Source organism: Pseudoalteromonas sp. T1lg122, from assembly GCF_002964825.1.
Lineage (GTDB): Bacteria > Pseudomonadota > Gammaproteobacteria > Enterobacterales > Alteromonadaceae > Pseudoalteromonas > Pseudoalteromonas gelatinilytica.
In genome coordinates this window covers 317,337-334,888 of sequence record NZ_PQCG01000007.1, presented here as the reverse complement: position 1 = coordinate 334,888, position 17,552 = coordinate 317,337, and the positions used below count along the sequence as shown (strand labels likewise).

Below are 17,552 nucleotides of genomic sequence, written 5' to 3'. Positions count from 1 at the left end.
AACCATGTTTATTGAAGATAATAAGTCGATTCTTGAATACATAGTTCACAGACTGGACAAAATCGGTAAAAAAATTGTTCTAACGCAATAAAATGATCATTGACTAGCGATATAGTGCCGTCAGTTTCATTACCAATAAGGAAAAAAGATGGCTTCGCTCAATCAACACCGAGTCTATATTCCTAGCTCAGCACGTGCAAACCAGTATGTGTTAGTTGAATTTAAACCTACTGATGAGTTTTTTGCCCAGTTTACTAATGTGAGCTGCGCTTATAAGCGTCTTGCAAGGGAATTATTTGCGCTATGTGATGAGTATGAATTGCATAACGTACATTTAATCGCAAACGATAAACTACCTGTGGTTCGTTACCATGATGAAGCATACAGTTTAGAAACCGCTAAGCAGATTTTATTTTTCTACAATCCGCAATACCATGAAGCACATAATGTATTTGCCGATGGTGAAGTTAGATGCAAAAAAATACGTTTATTATTCTTAGCAACCGGTGAAGATATTCGTGCACATGCAGCAAGTTTTCATCATAATGTGCAACGAGTGATTAACTCATTACAAGAAAAACTATTAAGCGGCCAACCACCGCTTAAAATTCGCGATCATCAACACCTAACTTACGATTTATTTGCCAAAGCAAAAGGTCACAAAGAAAGCTATGGTTATAAATTACGTAGCTTATACCCACGTTATCAGTCTCGCCAATGTCATTTACCCAATGAACATAGCGAAATGACCTATGCAGGTTTTTCAATTCCTGTTACACGTGCCATTAAAACGCAATTTCAACATATGTTGAATGAAGAGAATTACACGCAGTTTTATCAATACATCTTTGATGCATTCAAACGTGCATGTGAAAAACGCGGATTAACCCTAGGCGCATTTATCGCAAATGGTACGCGCCCGATTGTGCGTAATAGCAATATTGATAACGCACAAAGTAACAGTGAACTGCAAAAACTAACCTTTGATTGCAGTACTGAACAAGTACAGTTACAACAGTATTGGGATGCTAATCAACTTGTTGATGCGCTACATTTTGTGATTGCAGCAGCAGATAAAGACAAGCATGACATTGGTTATGGTAAGTTTATGAATCAAGTACAAAGTGCCATAAATGAAGTAACCGATGAACTGGCGTTTAATCCGACTCGCCAAGATTTACGTGTGCGTTTTTATCAGCACATAAATTATCAATATTAATGAATAACAATGAGAGGTGACGCGCTTGCGTCACCTTTTAATTAACGGTTTTTACTTAACTTAGTAAGGTCTAAACGCAGTACCTTAGAACGTCTCTCATAGTTATAAAGCGCTTTTTTCTTAGCTGGCAACTCATCGACTGTTACCAATTCAAAACTCTGCTCTAAAAACCAGTGGATGCTACGTGTCGTTAAGGCAAATAAATGTGAGTAACCCGCACGTTTAGCCTTGTTGATGATAAATCGCAGAAGAAAACTGCCACGATCGGCATCTCGATATTGTGGATGCACAGCCAAACTCGCAAATTCTCCCACTTGTTCATCAGCAAACGGATATAGCGCAGCACAGGCAATGATAACGCCATCACGCTCAATTACTGTAAATTGCTCAATTTCAATTTCAAGTTGCTCACGCGAACGACGCACTAAATAGCCCTGCTCTTCAAGTGGTCTGATAAGGTTAATAATCCCCGTGATATCAGAGATACTTGCACTTCGTAATTGCTCAGAGCTTTGCGGCGCGATTTGCGTACCGATCCCATCTAAAGAGAACAGCTCTTGCAACAAAGCACCGTCTTCTTTGTAACTCACTAAGTGACAGCGATGTACACCACCACGACACGCATCAATCGCCGCTTGTAAGAATACGGTTGCACTTAAACATGAATCTGGTTGATTGCGATAATTCGCTAATACATGCTCTGCTTCATTTGGCATAAGCTCAGCGATTGCTTCGCCATTTTCATCCAAAATACCAGCTTCTTGGCAAAAGCCTAGCATCTTATCAGCACGCAGTTTTAAGGCTACTTGTGTGGCAATTTCTTCTGCTGTTAAGTTAAAGCTTTCACCTGTCACTGATGCTGCAATCGGACCGAGTAACACGATACCGTTGTTATTTAGCTGATGGCGAATGCCTGCAACGTCAATGCGTCTCACTCTTCCTGAGTGATGGTAATCGACACCTTCATCAACACCTAAGGGTTGAGCAATAACAAAATTACCGCTGACAACATTTAAGAAAGAACCTGACATTGGTGTACTACTCAAAGATGTCGATAAGCGTGCTGTGATGTCAAATTGCATTGCACCGGCAACTTTTTTTATTACATCAAACGTTTCGTTATCGGTCACTCGTATCTCATTGTGAAACTGACTAGTTATGCCAACTTGCTCAAGCGCGGCATTAAACTGTGGGCGAGCACCAAACACTAAAACAATCTTAATACCAAGACTCGTTAAAAGCGCAATATCATTGATGATACTGCGACAACCAGACTGATCAATCGCCTCACCACCAAGCATGACAACGAATGTTTTGCCTCTGTGAGCATTTACATAAGGGGTTGACTGGCGAAATCCATCTACCAATTCTGTGGTACGCACGTAATATTTACCTTATTAAAGTCGAATGTTTTAATAAAAACAACTATACAAGCCACAAGTGTAGAGAATTTATATTCACAAATAAAGCATTATTATTCTTAATTTGCAGGCGGAATTTTCGTGCGGGTTATAAGAAAGTGATAGATACAAAAAAGGCCCGCATAAGCGAGCCTTCTTTAAGAGTTCAGAACTGATTACCAGCCTGTTTTCTCTTTAAGTGCAGCACCGATATCAGCTAGTGAACGTACAGTTTTTACGCCAGCAGCTTCTAATGCAGCAAATTTCTCATCAGCAGTACCTTTACCGCCTGCGATGATTGCACCTGCGTGACCCATACGCTTACCTGGAGGTGCAGTAACACCCGCAATGTAAGAAACAACAGGTTTAGTCACGTTGTGCTTGATGTATTCTGCAGCTTCTTCTTCTGCAGTACCACCGATTTCACCGATCATAACGATAGCTTCAGTTTGCTCGTCTTTTTCGAACATTTCTAAAACGTCGATGAAGTTAGTACCAGGGATTGGGTCACCACCGATACCAACACATGTTGATTGGCCGAAACCAGCGTCAGTAGTTTGCTTAACCGCTTCGTAAGTTAAAGTACCAGAACGTGATACGATACCTACTTTACCAGGCTTGTGGATGTGACCAGGCATGATACCGATCTTAGTTTCACCCGGAGTGATAACACCTGGGCAGTTAGGACCGATCATACGAACACCAGTTTCTTCAAGCTTAACTTTAACGTCAACCATGTCTAGTGTTGGGATACCTTCAGTGATACAAACGATTAGCTCGATGCCAGCATCGATAGCTTCTAAGATTGCATCTTTACAGAAAGGTGCTGGTACGTAGATAACTGATGCAGTTGCGCCAGTTGCTTCAACAGCGTCACGTACTGTGTTGAATACTGGAAGACCAAGGTGCGTTTGACCGCCTTTACCTGGGCTTACACCACCAACCATTTGTGTACCGTACTCAAGCGCTTGCTCAGAGTGGAAAGTACCTTGACCACCTGTGAAACCTTGACAGATAACCTTTGTATCTTTATTGATTAATACAGACATTATTTGCCCTCCGCAGCAGCAACAACTTTCTCAGCTGCGTCTGTTAGTGATTCAGCAGCGATGATGTTAAGGTCAGACTTAGCAAGTACTTCACGACCTAGTTCAGCGTTAGTACCTTCTAAACGTACTACTACAGGAACGTTTACGCCTACTTCTTTAACTGCGCCAATGATACCTTCAGCGATCATGTCACAACGTACGATACCACCAAAGATGTTAACTAAAACAGCTTTAACGTTGTCGTCAGATAGGATGATCTTGAATGCTTCAGATACACGCTCTTTAGTAGCACCACCACCAACATCTAGGAAGTTAGCTGGCTTACCACCGTGTAGGTTTACGATGTCCATTGTACCCATCGCTAGGCCTGCACCGTTAACCATACAACCAACGTTACCGTCTAGTGCAACGTAGTTAAGCTCGAAGCTTGCAGCGTGAGCTTCACGCGCGTCTTCTTGTGAAGGATCGTGCATTTCACGGATTTTAGGTTGACGGTAAAGTGCGTTACCATCTACACCGATTTTACCGTCTAGACAGTGAAGGTTACCTTCGTCTGTGATAACTAGCGGGTTGATTTCTAATAATGCGAAATCGAAATCGTTGAACATGTTTGCAAGACCCATGAAGATCTTAACGAACTGTTTCATTTGAGTAGGGTTTAAACCTAGTTTGAAACCTAATTCACGAGCTTGGTAAGCTTGAGGACCAACTAGTGGATCGATCTCAGCTTTGTGAATTAATTCTGGAGTTTCTTCTGCAACTTGCTCGATTTCAACACCACCTTCAGTAGATGCCATGAAAACAACTTTACGAGAAGCACGATCTACTACAGCGCCAAGGTATAATTCGTTAGCGATGTCAGTGCAGCTTTCAACAAGGATTTTAGCTACTGGCTGACCATTTTCGTCTGTTTGGTAAGTAACTAAGTTTTTACCTAACCAGTTCGCAGCGAACTCTTTAACTTCGTCGATTGTTTTAACTAGCTTAACACCGCCAGCTTTACCACGGCCACCTGCGTGAACCTGTGTTTTAACAACCCACATATCACCGCCGATTTTCTCAGCAGCTGCTGCAGCTTCTTCAGGTGTATCGCAAGCGAAACCTTGAGAAACTGGTAAACCATATTCGGCAAAAAGTTGTTTTGCCTGATACTCATGCAAATTCATGATGCTTTATCCAATTTTTTATACTAAAAGAGCTGAATATTTATGCAAATAGCCAGCTATCCCAAATTGCGCACTTAGTATAAATCCCAAGGCTCCACATGAAAACCCCAGTTAGACCAAAGGCGCAAAAAAAAAGCTGTGAACGAGGTTCACAGCTTAGTTTTTATACAACCAGATTAAACATCTAGTAGTAAACGAGTTGGATCTTCAAGTAACTCTTTAATTGTTACTAGGAAGCCTACTGATTCTTTACCATCGATTTGGCGGTGATCATAAGATAACGCTAAATACATCATTGGTAAGATTTCAACTTTACCATTTACAGCCATTGGACGATCTTGGATTTTGTGCATACCTAAGATTGAAGACTGTGGTAAGTTGATGATTGGTGTAGATAGTAATGAACCGAACACACCACCGTTAGTAATTGTGAAGTTACCACCTGTCATATCTTCGATAGATAATTTACCGTCACGACCTTTAATCGCAAGCTCACGGATACCTTTTTCGATTTCAGCAACTGAAAGTTTGTCACAATCTTTAAGAACTGGTGTCACAAGACCACGAGGTGTAGAAACCGCGATGCTGATGTCGAAGTAGTTGTGATAAACAATATCATCACCGTCAATAGACGCATTAACTTCAGGGAAACGCTTAAGTGCTTCAGTTACAGCTTTCACGTAGAAAGACATGAAACCTAAACGGATACCGTGACGCTTTTCAAATACTTCTTGGTACTGCTTACGAAGATCCATGATTGGCTTCATATTAACTTCGTTGAACGTCGTTAACATTGCAGTAGAGTTTTTCGCTTCAAGAAGACGATTAGCAATTGTTTTACGTAAACGCGTCATAGGAACACGTTTTTGCGTACGGTCACCCATAGGTGCTGCTGGCGCTGCTGCTTCAGCTTTTGGTGCTGCTGCAGGTGCTTTTAAGAATGTATCAACATCTTCTTTAGTTACACGACCGTTTTTGCCTGTACCTTTGATTTTAGATGCATCAAGACCTTTCTCAGCAATTAAACGGCGTACTGACGGTGTTAAAACGTCAGAGCTGTCGCTTGAATCGCTTGCTGGAGCTGCTTCAGCTTTAGGAGCTGCTGCTGCCGGTGCTGCACCCGCTTTAACTGTACCAATTACTTGCTCACCAAGTACTGTTTCGCCTTCAGCGTGAATGTGCTCACCCATGATACCGTCTTCTTGAGCAACAACTTCAAGAACAACTTTATCAGTTTCGATGTCAACTAGGTTTTGGTCGCGAGTTACCGCTTCACCTGGTTGAACGTGCCAAGTAGCAATTGTCGCGTCTGCGACTGATTCTGGAAGTACAGGTACTTTAATGTCCACTTCTTTACCTTCTGATGCTGGTGCTGATTGCGCCGCTGGCGCGTCTTCTGATTTAGCTGGTGCACTATCACTTGCTGGTGCAGCATCTGCATCACCAAGTAATGCAATTACTTGTTCGCCAAGTACCGTTGCACCTTCTTCTTGTGAAATTTCAGTGATCACACCGTCATTTGGTGCAACAACTTCTAAAACAACTTTATCTGTTTCGATATCTACTAAGTTTTGGTCGCGGCTTACTTTGTCGCCAACACTTACGTGCCATGTTGCAACTGTAGCATCAGCAACCGACTCAGGAAGTACAGGAACTTTAATTTCTGTGCTCATTGCTTATCCTTTCTTTTCAATAGTAAGCGCATCAGCAACGAGCGCTTGTTGTTCTTTATTATGCACTGACATGTAACCACACGCTGGTGATGCTGATGCTTTACGACCTGCGTAAGTTAATTTAGCACCCGCTGGGATTGCATCAACAAAATGATGTTGAGAACAATACCATGCACCTTGGTTTTGTGGTTCTTCTTGACACCAAACAAAATCTTTAACGTGTTGGTAACGTTGCATGATTGTATCCATTTCAGCATGTGGGAATGGATATAATTGTTCTACACGAACAATAGCAATGTTATTTAATTCAAGCTTGCGACGCTCTTGTAGTAGCTCGTAATAAACTTTACCGCTACAGAATACAACGCGTTCTACTTTGTCTGCTGCAATATCATCAATTTCGTCGATCATGTTGTGGAACACACCTTCCGATAACTCTTCAAGTGTTGATGTTGCCAGCGGATGACGAAGTAATGACTTAGGTGTCATAACAATCAATGGACGACGAAGTGGACGTACAGATTGGCGACGTAGCATTGCATAAACTTGCGCAGGTGTTGAAGGCACACAAACTTGCATGTTGTGATCAGCACACAATTGTAAGAAACGCTCAAGACGTGCCGAGCTATGCTCAGGACCTTGACCTTCATAACCATGTGGAAGTAAACATGTAAGACCACATAAACGGCCCCACTTCTGCTCACCTGAGCTTAAGAATTGGTCGAATACAACTTGTGCACCGTTAGCGAAGTCACCAAACTGCGCTTCCCACATAACAAGTGAAGTCGGTTAGCTGTTGCGTAACCGTATTCAAATGCAAGTACCGCTTCTTCTGAAAGTACAGAGTCGAATACTTCAAACGCACCTTGCTTTTCGCTGATATTTTGCAGCGGTAAGTAAGTTGAAGCGTCTTTTTGGTTATGGATTACAGCATGACGGTGGAAGAATGTACCACGGCCTGAGTCTTGACCTGTTAAGCGAATATCAGTACCTGCATCAACAAGTGTTGCATAAGCAAGTGTTTCGGCCATACCCCAATCAAGCGCTTTTTCGCCTGTTGCCATTAGCTTACGGTCATCGTAGATTTTCTTAACACGAGACTGAGCTTTGTGGCTTTCTGGGTAGTTTGCGACCTTTTCACCAAGTTCTTTTAACTTTTCAACAGACACTTTTGCATCGTACTCAACATCCCAATCGTGGCCAACAAATTTAGCCCAATCAGAAGAGTGTGATGTTTCTAGCTGAATTTCTTCAACAACACAGTTGCCTTTGTCTAAGCCATTACGGTAATCATCTGCTAGTGCTTTAATTTCATCTTCAGAGAATGAACCTTCAGCAACAAGTTGATCTGCGTAAATTAAACGAGGAACTGGGTGTTTTTTGATTTTTTGGTACATAAGTGGTTGAGTCGCATTCGGCTCATCCGCTTCGTTATGACCATGACGGCGATAACATACTAAATCAATCACTACATCACGTTTAAACTGATTTCTGAAATCAAGAGCGATTTGAGTTACAAATGCAACCGCTTCTGGGTCATCAGAGTTAACGTGGAAAATTGGTGCCTGAACCATTTTCGCAATATCAGTACAGTATGGTGTAGAACGTACATCAGACTGCTTAGACGTTGTGAAACCAACTTGGTTATTAACAACGATACGGATACTACCACCACAACTAAATGCATTAGTTTGCGATAAGTTAAATGTTTCTTGTACAACACCTTGACCTGCGATTGCAGAGTCACCGTGAATAGTAATTGGTAAAGCTTTAATACCTGACTTGTCACCTAGACGGTCTAAACGCGCACGTACCGAACCCATAACTACTGGGTTAACGATTTCTAAGTGAGAAGGGTTAAATGCAAGTGCCATGTGCACGTTGCCGCCCTTAGTTGCAAAGTCAGATGAATAACCCATGTGATATTTAACATCACCTGAGCCTAATGTGTCTTTGTGTTTACCAGCGAACTCATCGAATAATTCTGATGGGTTTTTACCTAATACGTTCACTAGTACGTTCAAGCGACCGCGGTGAGCCATACCAATAACAGCTTCTTTTTGTCCGCTTTCACCTGCACGATGAATAAGTTCTTTAAGCATTGGTACTAACGCATCACCACCTTCAAGTGAGAAACGTTTTGCACCTGGGAACTTAGCCCCTAGGTATTTTTCAAGGCCATCTGCAGCTGTTAATCCTTTAAGGATACGTAGCTTTTCTTCTTTTGAGAAGGTTGGACGTGATTGCACTGATTCTAAACGTTGTTGTAACCAACGCTTTTCTTCAGTTGAAGTGATGTGCATATATTCAGCACCAACCGACCCACAATAAGTCGTTTTAAGCGCTTGATATAGCTCACCTAATGGCATGGTTTCGCGACCGACAGCAAACGAACCCACATTGAATTCACGGTCAAAATCAGCTTCAGATAATTCGTGGTACTCTAATTCAAGATCACGAACACGTTCGCGTTGCCAAATACCTAATGGATCTAGGTTGGCATTTTGGTGACCACGGAAACGGAAAGCATTAATAAGTTGTAGCACTTTGACCTGTTTAGGATCACCAGAGCCACCCTCTGCTACCACTACTTCTCTATGCTTGTTTTTAGCAAGCTGTGCAAATTGTGAACGAACTTCTGAATGTTTAACGTCAACATCCACACCATCAACTTTTGGTAATTGTTCGAACACTTCTCGCCATTCTTCTGGCACAGAAGTCGCATCATCTAAGTACGCTTCATAAAGCTCTTCTACGTAAGCAACGTTACCGCCGTTTAAGTGAGAAGATTCTAGCCATGCCTTCATCACACCTTCGTGCATTTATAAGCCCTTTTCTTTAGCGCAGAAATTAATTGTTGTAAAAACAAGGTGGTTAATCACTTAACCACCTTACATATTCAAGCTTTAAACAGCGCGGTTTAATAGCATTGATTTGATTTGTCCAATTGCTTTGGTCGGGTTAAGACCTTTTGGACACACGCTAACACAGTTCATGATACTGTGACAACGGAACACGCTGAACGCATCGTCAAGGTCAGCAAGACGCTCTTCAGTTGCTGTATCGCGGCTATCAGCCAAGAAACGATACGCATGAAGAAGACCCGCAGGACCGATGAACTTGTCTGGATTCCACCAGAACGAAGGACACGATGTTGAACAACATGCACATAAGATACACTCATATAAGCCATCTAACTTATCACGTTCTTCGATTGACTGAAGACGCTCACCCGCCGCTGGCGTGTCGTTGATTAGGTAAGGCTTAACTTTTTCGTATTGAGTGTAGAACTGACTCATGTCAATAACAAGGTCACGTACCACAGGTAAACCTGGTAATGGGCGAATTACGATTTTACCTTTGCCACCTTTAAGTAGCGTTGATAAAGGCGTGATACACGCTAAACCATTTTTACCATTCATGTTGATACCGTCTGAACCACACACACCTTCACGGCATGAACGACGGAATGATAATGTTGGATCTTGCTCTTTTAATTGCATAAGCGCATCCAATACCATCATATCTTGGCCTTCTTGCGTTTCTAGCGAGAAGTCTTGCATACGTGGTGCATTATCAACATCTGGATTGTAACGATATACCGAAAATTGTACTTGTGCCATCGTCTCGCTCCTAGTATGTACGTGCTTTAGGTGGGAAAGCTTCACGCAGTTTCGGCGCGTAGTTTACATCACGTTTGCTCATTTCTTCGGTCGTAGGATCGTAGATTGAGTGACATAACCAGTTTTCGTCATCACGATCTGGGTAGTCAAAACGAGAGTGAGCACCACGGCTTTCTGTACGGAAGTTAGCAGCTACTGCTGTTGAGTAAGCTGTTTCCATCAAGTTATCTAGCTCTAGACATTCGATACGTGCAGTGTTGAACTCAGTTGACTTGTCGTCAAGACGAGCGTACTGAAGACGTTCACGAATTTCTTTAAGCTCTTTAAGACCTGTTGCCATTGCATCACCTTCACGGAATACCGAGAAGTTAAGTTGCATACACATTTGTAAGTCTTTCTTGATTTGAACTGGGTCTTCACCTTGGCCAGCTTTAGAGCTTTCCCAACGGTTAAAGCGTGCAAGTGATGCTTCAAGGTCTGATTCAGACGCATCTTTACCTGCTTCAACACCGTTTAGGTATTTACCTAGGAAGTTACCAGCCGCACGGCCGAATACAACTAAGTCAAGTAGCGAGTTACCACCTAGGCGGTTCGCACCGTGTACAGATACACACGCAATCTCACCAACAGCGAATAAACCTTCAACTACTTTTTCTTGACCATTTGCATCAACTTGTAATGCTTGACCATTCACGTTAGTTGGAACACCACCCATCATGTAGTGACATGTTGGGATAACTGGGATTGGCTCTTTTGCCGGATCAACGTGTGCGAATGTTTTCGCAAGGTCACATACGCCAGGTAGACGTAGGTTAAGTGTTTCTTCACCTAAGTGGTCAAGCTTAAGCTTGATGTGTGGACCGTAAGGACCATCGCAACCACGACCTTCACGGATCTCAGTCATCATTGAACGAGCAACAACGTCACGAGATGCTAAGTCTTTCGCGTTTGGTGCATAACGTTCCATGAAGCGTTCGCCGTCTTTATTTAGAAGGTAACCACCTTCACCACGACAACCTTCAGTTACAAGTACACCAGCGCCAGCGATACCTGTTGGGTGGAACTGCCACATTTCCATATCTTGCATTGCAACACCAGCACGTGTTGCCATACCAACGCCGTCACCTGTATTGATGTGAGCATTTGTTGTAGATGCGAAGATACGACCTGCACCACCTGTTGCTAGTACAACAGCTTTAGATTTGAAATAAACAACTTCGCCAGACTCGATGTCGATTGCTGTACAACCTACAACGTGACCGTCGCTATTCTTAACTAAATCTAGTGCATACCACTCAGAGAATACGTTTGTTTTGTTTTTAACGTTTTGCTGGTAAAGACAGTGTAATAGCGCGTGACCTGTACGGTCAGCTGCTGCTGCAGTACGTGCAGCTTGTTCACCACCAAAGTTTTTCGACTGACCGCCGAAAGGACGTTGATAAACACGGCCATTTTCAAAACGAGAAAATGGTAAACCCATGTTTTCTAATTCAGTAATAGCTTCTGGACCTGTTTTACACATATATTCGATAGCATCTTGGTCACCGATGAAATCGGAACCTTTAACAGTATCGTACATGTGCCATTCCCAGTTATCTTCATGTGAGTTACCCAGCGCAACCGTAATACCACCCTGTGCAGACACAGTGTGAGAACGTGTAGGGAAAACTTTTGAGATAAGTGCACAGGTTTTGCCTGATTCAGTGATAGCTAGTGCAGCACGCATACCCGCACCACCGGCACCAATCACTACAGCGTCAAATTCACGAACAGAATAATTCACTTAAACACCCCATAAAACGATTAGACCAATTGCTACGTAAGCAACAGCCATAAGGTTTAATACAAAGCCTAAAACAGCACGTAATTTCGCGTTTTTAACATAGTCCGTAAGAACTTGCCAAAGACCGATACGGGTGTGAACCATGATGCAAACTAGGGTAATTAGTGTAAACCCTTTCATTGCTAGGTTAGAGAATAGGCCTTGCCAGGCTTCAAAAGTGACTTCTGGTGTACATAAAAAATAGCCAACAATAAAAATCGCGTAAGCGCTGATGATTAATGCTGTTGTACGTAGTGATACGAAATCTTGTACACCATCACGTTTAAGAGTTGCTTGATTTAAAACCATATCCACACTCCTGCTAGAATTGCAGCTACAACACCTAAAGCTAATGCAACTTTAGCGCTGAAGTTACCTGATTCAAGTTCTTCCCAGTGACCCATGTCCATAATGATGTGACGGATACCACCGATTAAGTGATACGCCAATACAGAAATGGTGCCCCATGCTATGAATTTGGCAATGAATCCGCTGAACAGACCCTTGACGAATTCAAAACCTTCCGCAGAAGAAAGAGACTCAGACCAAGCCCAAATGACAAACGTTAAAGCAAAAAATAATGCAACACCGGTGACGCGGTGAAAAATTGATGCTTTAGCCGTTGCCGGCATAGATATAGTTGTTAGATCTAGATTTACAGGTCTTTGCTTTTTCACAGTTACTTGCCCATCTTGCCCACTAAGGAGCTCATCTACTTGTTTTTCTAAAACCCATCAAAATGAATTTCGATGGAACTATCTAAGTAAACCGTGTTGATACACAAAAAGTTCACACTTATGCAAAACTCAAATGTAAAAATAAAGTTTACCTACAGACAATACGGTATAAAACCTTGGATAGTATATATAGCCCAAGGTCTTTTTACAATTCTTGTTTAGTAAGAGACGTTTGCGAATTAGCCAATGGTATAATATTTAATCCTGCTAGAATATTTATTATCCATTTGTGCATAATGTTTATAAAAATTGACTTTACACCCCTCTTTCACGTTAAAATGAAAAGAATGTGCTTAAACAGATTCAGAACATAACAATCAGAGTTGTTATCTTAATAGGAGATAAATAGATGGCGGATAAGAAAGCCACGGTCCATATTGATGGTCTTGATCCAATCGAACTTCCAATTTACCAAGGCACTGCTGGCCAAGACGTAATCGACGTACGTACGTTAGGTTCTCATGGCTATTTCACTTATGACCCAGGTTTCATGTCGACCGGTTCTTGTGAATCTTCAATCACTTACATCGATGGCGGCAAAGGTGTTTTATTACACCGTGGTTACCCAATCGAGCAATTAGCTGATGATTCAAACTACATCGAGCTTTGCTACTTACTATTAAACGGCGAATTACCGACTAAAGAACAATACGATGCGTTTGCACAAGAAATCACGCACAACACAATGCTTGATACTAAAATCGCAAACTTCTTCCAAGGTTTCCGCTTTGACGCTCACCCAATGGCAATGCTATGTGGTGTTGTAGGTGCTCTTTCTTCTTTCTACCACGAAGATTTAGACATCACTGATGCTACACAACGTAAAACAAGCGCAATCAAGCTAGTTGCTAAATTACCAACTATCGCTGCGATGGCTTACAAATACAACGTTGGTCAACCATTCGTATACCCACGTAACGATTTAAGCTTTGCTGAAAACTTCTTACACATGATGTTCTCAGTACCTGCTGAAGAATATAAAGTAAGCCCTGTTCTTGCTAAAGCAATGGACAAAATCTTCATGCTTCACGCTGACCACGAGCAAAACGCATCAACGTCAACAGTTCGTTTAGCAGGTTCTTCAGGTGCTAACCCTTACGCGTGTATCGCGGCGGGTATCGCATCTCTATGGGGTCCTGCACACGGTGGTGCTAACGAAGCATGTCTTAACATGTTAGAAGAAATCGGCTCTGTTGACCGCATCGATGAGTACGTTGCGAAAGCGAAAGACAAGTCTGATCCTTTCCGTCTTATGGGCTTCGGTCACCGTGTATACAAAAACTTCGACCCACGTGCGACAGTAATGCGTCAAACGTGTCACGAAGTACTTGCTGAGCTAAACATTCAAGATCCACTTCTTGATATCGCAATGAAGCTTGAGCAAATTGCACTTGAAGACCCATACTTCGTAGAGAAGAAACTTTACCCTAACGTAGATTTCTACTCAGGTATCATCTTAAAAGCAATCGGTATTCCAACAAGCATGTTCACTGTAATCTTTGCAATGTCACGTACTGTTGGTTGGATCTCTCACTGGGATGAGATGCTTTCTCAACCTGGTCACAAGATCAGCCGTCCTCGTCAGTTATACACTGGTGAAACTTCACGCGATTACGTTCCAGCTGACAAACGCTAGACTGTATTTGTGTTTAAAAAAGGCCGCTATGCGGCCTTTTTTGTTGCCCTGCACTTGTCTATTTGTGCAAAGTAATTAAAATCGTCGCATTCTCGCTGTTAAGGGCCTTCCATGTTCGACATTGCTAAAATACGTGCTGACTTTCCACTGCTGAATGAAACGGTTAATGAGCAGCCTCTGGTATATTTAGACTCAGCGGCGACCTCTCAAAAGCCACAAGCGGTTATTGATGCCCTTGCACGCTTTTATAGCCATGAGAATGCAAATGTCCACCGTGGTCGTCATACTCTCAGTGAAAACGCGACACGCAACTATGAACATACCCGAACGCTACTTGCTGATTATTTTTCTGTAAAAAGTAATGAGATAGTGTGGACCAAAGGCGCAACTGAATCGATTAATTTAATCGCAAATGGTCTGGCTTCTCAGCTTAATCCTGGCGATAAGATTGCCCTATCTGCCATTGAGCATCACGCCAATATCGTCCCTTGGCAGCAACTCGCTCAACGTACCGGTGCACAAGTCATTATTTTGCCGATAGAAAGTGATTTAAGTATTAATAGCGAACACTGTAGTGAATTTATCACACAACAAAGGCCGAAAATTGTCGCCATTACCCATGCATCAAATACTTTAGGTAATATTACTGACTTAGCGCCTATCATTAGCGCATGTAAAGCCATTAATGCTATTTCGGTTGTAGATGGTGCGCAGGCGGCGATGCATTTGCGCCCTCATTTACCAGAAATTTCGTGTGACTTTTACGTATTTTCTGCCCATAAAATGCTCGGCCCAACAGGTTTAGGTGGCTTATATGGACGTTATGAGCTGTTAAATTCGCTCGATGTTTATCAAACCGGTGGCGAAATGATAGAAACAGTTTCCTTAACTCAGAGCACTTTTCGTGATGCACCGGGTAAATTCGAAGCAGGAACACCTAATATTGCGGGTGTCATTGCCTTTGCAGAGGCAATTAATTATTTAACGTCTTTAGATTTTCACCACATGCGTCAACATGAGCATACAGTTTTCGCTTATGCGATAAACCAGTTAGCAGCAATTGACGGTATTCGAATATATTCAAATCAAGAATGTAACATTGGTAACATCAGTTTTAATTATAAAGATGAACACCCTTTTGATCTTGCCACCTTACTTGATGGATTTGGTGTTGCGGTACGTAGTGGTCACCACTGTACCCAGCCAATCATGAGCCAACTAGGTATTCCTGGAACAGTACGCGCTAGTTTTGCCTTATATAACAATAAAGACGATGTTGACGCCTTTATAAATGCACTTAAAAACAGTATCGAATTATTAGATTAATTTTGGATAAGATATGAATTCAACGTTTAAAGCCGTAACTAAAGACATTGAAATAGCGGCAGGTTGGCAACAAAAATACCGCCAAATTATGCTACTGGGTAAACAATTACCAGCAATGCCTGATGCATTAAAGGTCGATGATGCGCTTGTAAAAGGCTGCGAGAGTAAAGTGTGGCTTTATATTGAGTTTGATCACTCGGAAAATAGCCTTGTTTTAGCAGGCGATTCAGATACGCGTATCGTCAAAGGGTTACTGGCTTTGATTTTAGCCTTATACAATGGTCTAACACCGGAGCAAGCAGCGCAAATAAATGCCTATGATGAATTTGAACGACTTGGTCTAATTAACCATTTAAGCCCTTCTCGCGGCAATGGCATCAAAGCCATGGTCGATAAAATTCAAACCATGGCTGAACAAAAGCGCTAAGTTAAGCACTACGCTGTTTTTTATCTAGGTATTTTCTAATCGCTTTGGCTGCTACAAAAAAGCCAAAGCTGCCTGTCACCATGGTTGCAGAGCCAAAACCATTATTACAGTCCATATTCATTGAACCATCTGCACCTTGTTTTGCTTGGCAAACCTCACCTTCAGAGGTTGGATATACAAGCTGCTCAGTTGAATAAACACAATCAACGTTAAATTTTCGCTTTGGATTGCTACTAAAGTTGTACTGTTTTCGCAAAATATAACGTACTTTTGCAAGTAATGGGTCATGTGTTGTCTTTGCAACATCACCAAAACTGATTTGACTAGGGTCAGTTTGCCCGCCTGCGCCACCAGTTGTTATTACAGGTAGTTTTATACGTTTACAATGTGCGATTAGCGCTGCTTTTTCTTTTACAGCATCAATACAATCAATTACATAGTCAAAGCCTTGAATATGTTCACGAATGTTATCAAGGGTAATAAAATCATCAATAATATTAATTTTGATATCTGGGTTTATCAACTCACAACGTGTTTTCATGGCTTCAACTTTTGCTTCACCAACAGTGCCCGTTAAAGCATGAATTTGACGATTTACATTGGTTGCACATATATCATCAAGATCAATAAGCGTTAGTTGCCCAACACCCGTTCGAGCTAAGGCTTCAGCGGCCCAACTACCTACGCCACCAATACCAATGACACAAAAATGGGCTTGTTGTAACCAACCAAATTGTTGATGACCATATAAACGTTTAATGCCACCAAAGCGGATGTCTTGTGTTGTTTCTTTCATTTACCAATCCAACGTCCAAGGAGTGAACCACTCTTGGAATTCATCTGCGTTAAAAACTTCGTTAAGATGCGAGCCAAAAGTGTAACCACATCGATATTCTTTAAGCTGCCCTTTATAGCTAAATTGTAGTGCATAGGCATGCAAATTAGTGCGCTCGTCTTTACTTCCTGCATAAGTGGAATCACCAAGAATTGGGGCGCCTAAGCTTTTCATCGCGACTCTAAGCTGATGTGTCTTACCTGAATAAGGTTTTAACAAATAAGCACGAAGCCCTGGCCGAATACTTGTGGAATAAAAACGAGTAATCGCTGGGTTTGTTTGCGTCTTTAAAAGCTTAAATGCACCACGACGACTTTTTTGCATATCCCCTTTTATCCAACCTTGTTTTTTCTTCGGTTTGGCATCACTGACGGCTAGATAAAATTTATTTATTTTATGATCAGAAAATAGCGTGGTGAATTCGGCTGCGGCTTCTTTATTGCGGGCTAAAATAATTAAACCAGAAGTCACTTTATCTAGCCTATGAACCGGATAGAGCTTCTCGTTTACGAGCTTTTCAGCAAGTACGACAAAACCAGCACACTGTTCACTATGAAAGCTTACACCTGCTGGTTTATAAAAAACAAAAAAGTCATCTTCACTAGCATGAAGATGAACAGTGTTTACATCGTACATGCG

General features: G+C 42.0%; 14 protein-coding genes and 1 pseudogene. 4 read left to right on the top strand and 11 right to left on the bottom strand.

All coding sequences use genetic code 11. The features are described from left to right. Positions 1–148 precede the first annotated feature (148 nt). Positions 149–1,219, top strand: coding sequence for a DUF3083 family protein (locus C2M33_RS06905; protein ID WP_105174076.1), 1,071 nt, complete (start codon positions 149–151; stop codon positions 1,217–1,219). A gap of 41 nt (positions 1,220–1,260) precedes the next feature. Here C2M33_RS06905 and argA read toward each other — a convergent pair whose 3' ends face one another. The 9 genes and pseudogenes from argA to sdhC form a co-directional block, all read right to left on the bottom strand. Continuing rightward, positions 1,261–2,601: an amino-acid N-acetyltransferase gene (argA, locus tag C2M33_RS06900; RefSeq protein WP_105174075.1), complete on the bottom strand. Its 1,341-nt coding sequence runs from the start codon at positions 2,599–2,601 to the stop codon at positions 1,261–1,263. A 194-nt stretch (positions 2,602–2,795) separates the two neighbouring features. Then, a complete protein-coding gene (sucD, locus tag C2M33_RS06895; RefSeq protein ID WP_063705515.1) occupies positions 2,796–3,668 on the bottom strand; it encodes a succinate--CoA ligase subunit alpha in 873 nt (290 codons plus the stop codon). Beyond that, the gene (gene sucC, locus C2M33_RS06890) at positions 3,668–4,834 is read right to left on the bottom strand and encodes an ADP-forming succinate--CoA ligase subunit beta (RefSeq protein ID WP_063705517.1); all 1,167 of its coding nucleotides are present in this window, start codon (positions 4,832–4,834) and stop codon (positions 3,668–3,670) included. The genes sucD and sucC overlap by 1 nt, the downstream gene beginning before the upstream one ends. Positions 4,835–5,010: 176 nt before the next feature. Further along, the gene (gene odhB / locus C2M33_RS06885) at positions 5,011–6,507 is read right to left on the bottom strand and encodes a 2-oxoglutarate dehydrogenase complex dihydrolipoyllysine-residue succinyltransferase (protein WP_063705521.1); all 1,497 of its coding nucleotides are present in this window, start codon (positions 6,505–6,507) and stop codon (positions 5,011–5,013) included. Positions 6,508–6,510: 3 nt separating this feature from the next. Continuing rightward, positions 6,511–9,329: pseudogene (locus C2M33_RS06880) on the bottom strand (2-oxoglutarate dehydrogenase E1 component). Between the two features lie 84 nt (positions 9,330–9,413). After that, entirely contained in the window at positions 9,414–10,130 is a 717-nt protein-coding gene (locus C2M33_RS06875) for a succinate dehydrogenase iron-sulfur subunit (RefSeq protein WP_054551369.1), read from the bottom strand. 10 nt (positions 10,131–10,140) lie between these two features. Then, positions 10,141–11,913 (bottom strand): succinate dehydrogenase flavoprotein subunit, encoded by a 1,773-nt coding sequence (gene sdhA / locus C2M33_RS06870; RefSeq protein ID WP_063705526.1) that lies wholly within the window; start codon positions 11,911–11,913, stop codon positions 10,141–10,143. After that, the gene (gene sdhD / locus C2M33_RS06865) at positions 11,914–12,261 is read right to left on the bottom strand and encodes a succinate dehydrogenase, hydrophobic membrane anchor protein (protein ID WP_063705528.1); all 348 of its coding nucleotides are present in this window, start codon (positions 12,259–12,261) and stop codon (positions 11,914–11,916) included. Continuing rightward, on the bottom strand, positions 12,252–12,629 hold the full coding sequence (sdhC, locus tag C2M33_RS06860; protein WP_082401567.1) for a succinate dehydrogenase, cytochrome b556 subunit: 378 nt from the start codon (positions 12,627–12,629) through the stop codon (positions 12,252–12,254). Before sdhC ends, sdhD begins: the two co-directional genes overlap by 10 nt. 409 nt (positions 12,630–13,038) lie before the next feature. Between sdhC and C2M33_RS06855 the strand changes: the two genes are divergently transcribed. The 3 genes from C2M33_RS06855 to C2M33_RS06845 all read left to right on the top strand — a co-directional run bounded on the left by C2M33_RS06855 (position 13,039) and on the right by C2M33_RS06845 (position 16,078). Continuing rightward, positions 13,039–14,325, top strand: coding sequence for a citrate synthase (locus C2M33_RS06855; protein WP_063705530.1), 1,287 nt, complete (start codon positions 13,039–13,041; stop codon positions 14,323–14,325). Positions 14,326–14,436: 111 nt separating this feature from the next. Continuing rightward, positions 14,437–15,651 (top strand): aminotransferase class V-fold PLP-dependent enzyme, encoded by a 1,215-nt coding sequence (locus tag C2M33_RS06850; RefSeq protein ID WP_105174074.1) that lies wholly within the window; start codon positions 14,437–14,439, stop codon positions 15,649–15,651. Between the two features lie 13 nt (positions 15,652–15,664). Beyond that, positions 15,665–16,078 (top strand): SufE family protein, encoded by a 414-nt coding sequence (locus C2M33_RS06845; protein WP_063705534.1) that lies wholly within the window; start codon positions 15,665–15,667, stop codon positions 16,076–16,078. A gap of 1 nt (position 16,079) precedes the next feature. Here C2M33_RS06845 and tcdA read toward each other — a convergent pair whose 3' ends face one another. Beyond that, positions 16,080–16,874 (bottom strand): tRNA cyclic N6-threonylcarbamoyladenosine(37) synthase TcdA, encoded by a 795-nt coding sequence (gene tcdA, locus C2M33_RS06840; protein ID WP_105174073.1) that lies wholly within the window; start codon positions 16,872–16,874, stop codon positions 16,080–16,082. Beyond that, entirely contained in the window at positions 16,875–17,549 is a 675-nt protein-coding gene (locus tag C2M33_RS06835) for a TIGR01621 family pseudouridine synthase (protein ID WP_063705536.1), read from the bottom strand. Positions 17,550–17,552: the final 3 nt, after the last annotated feature.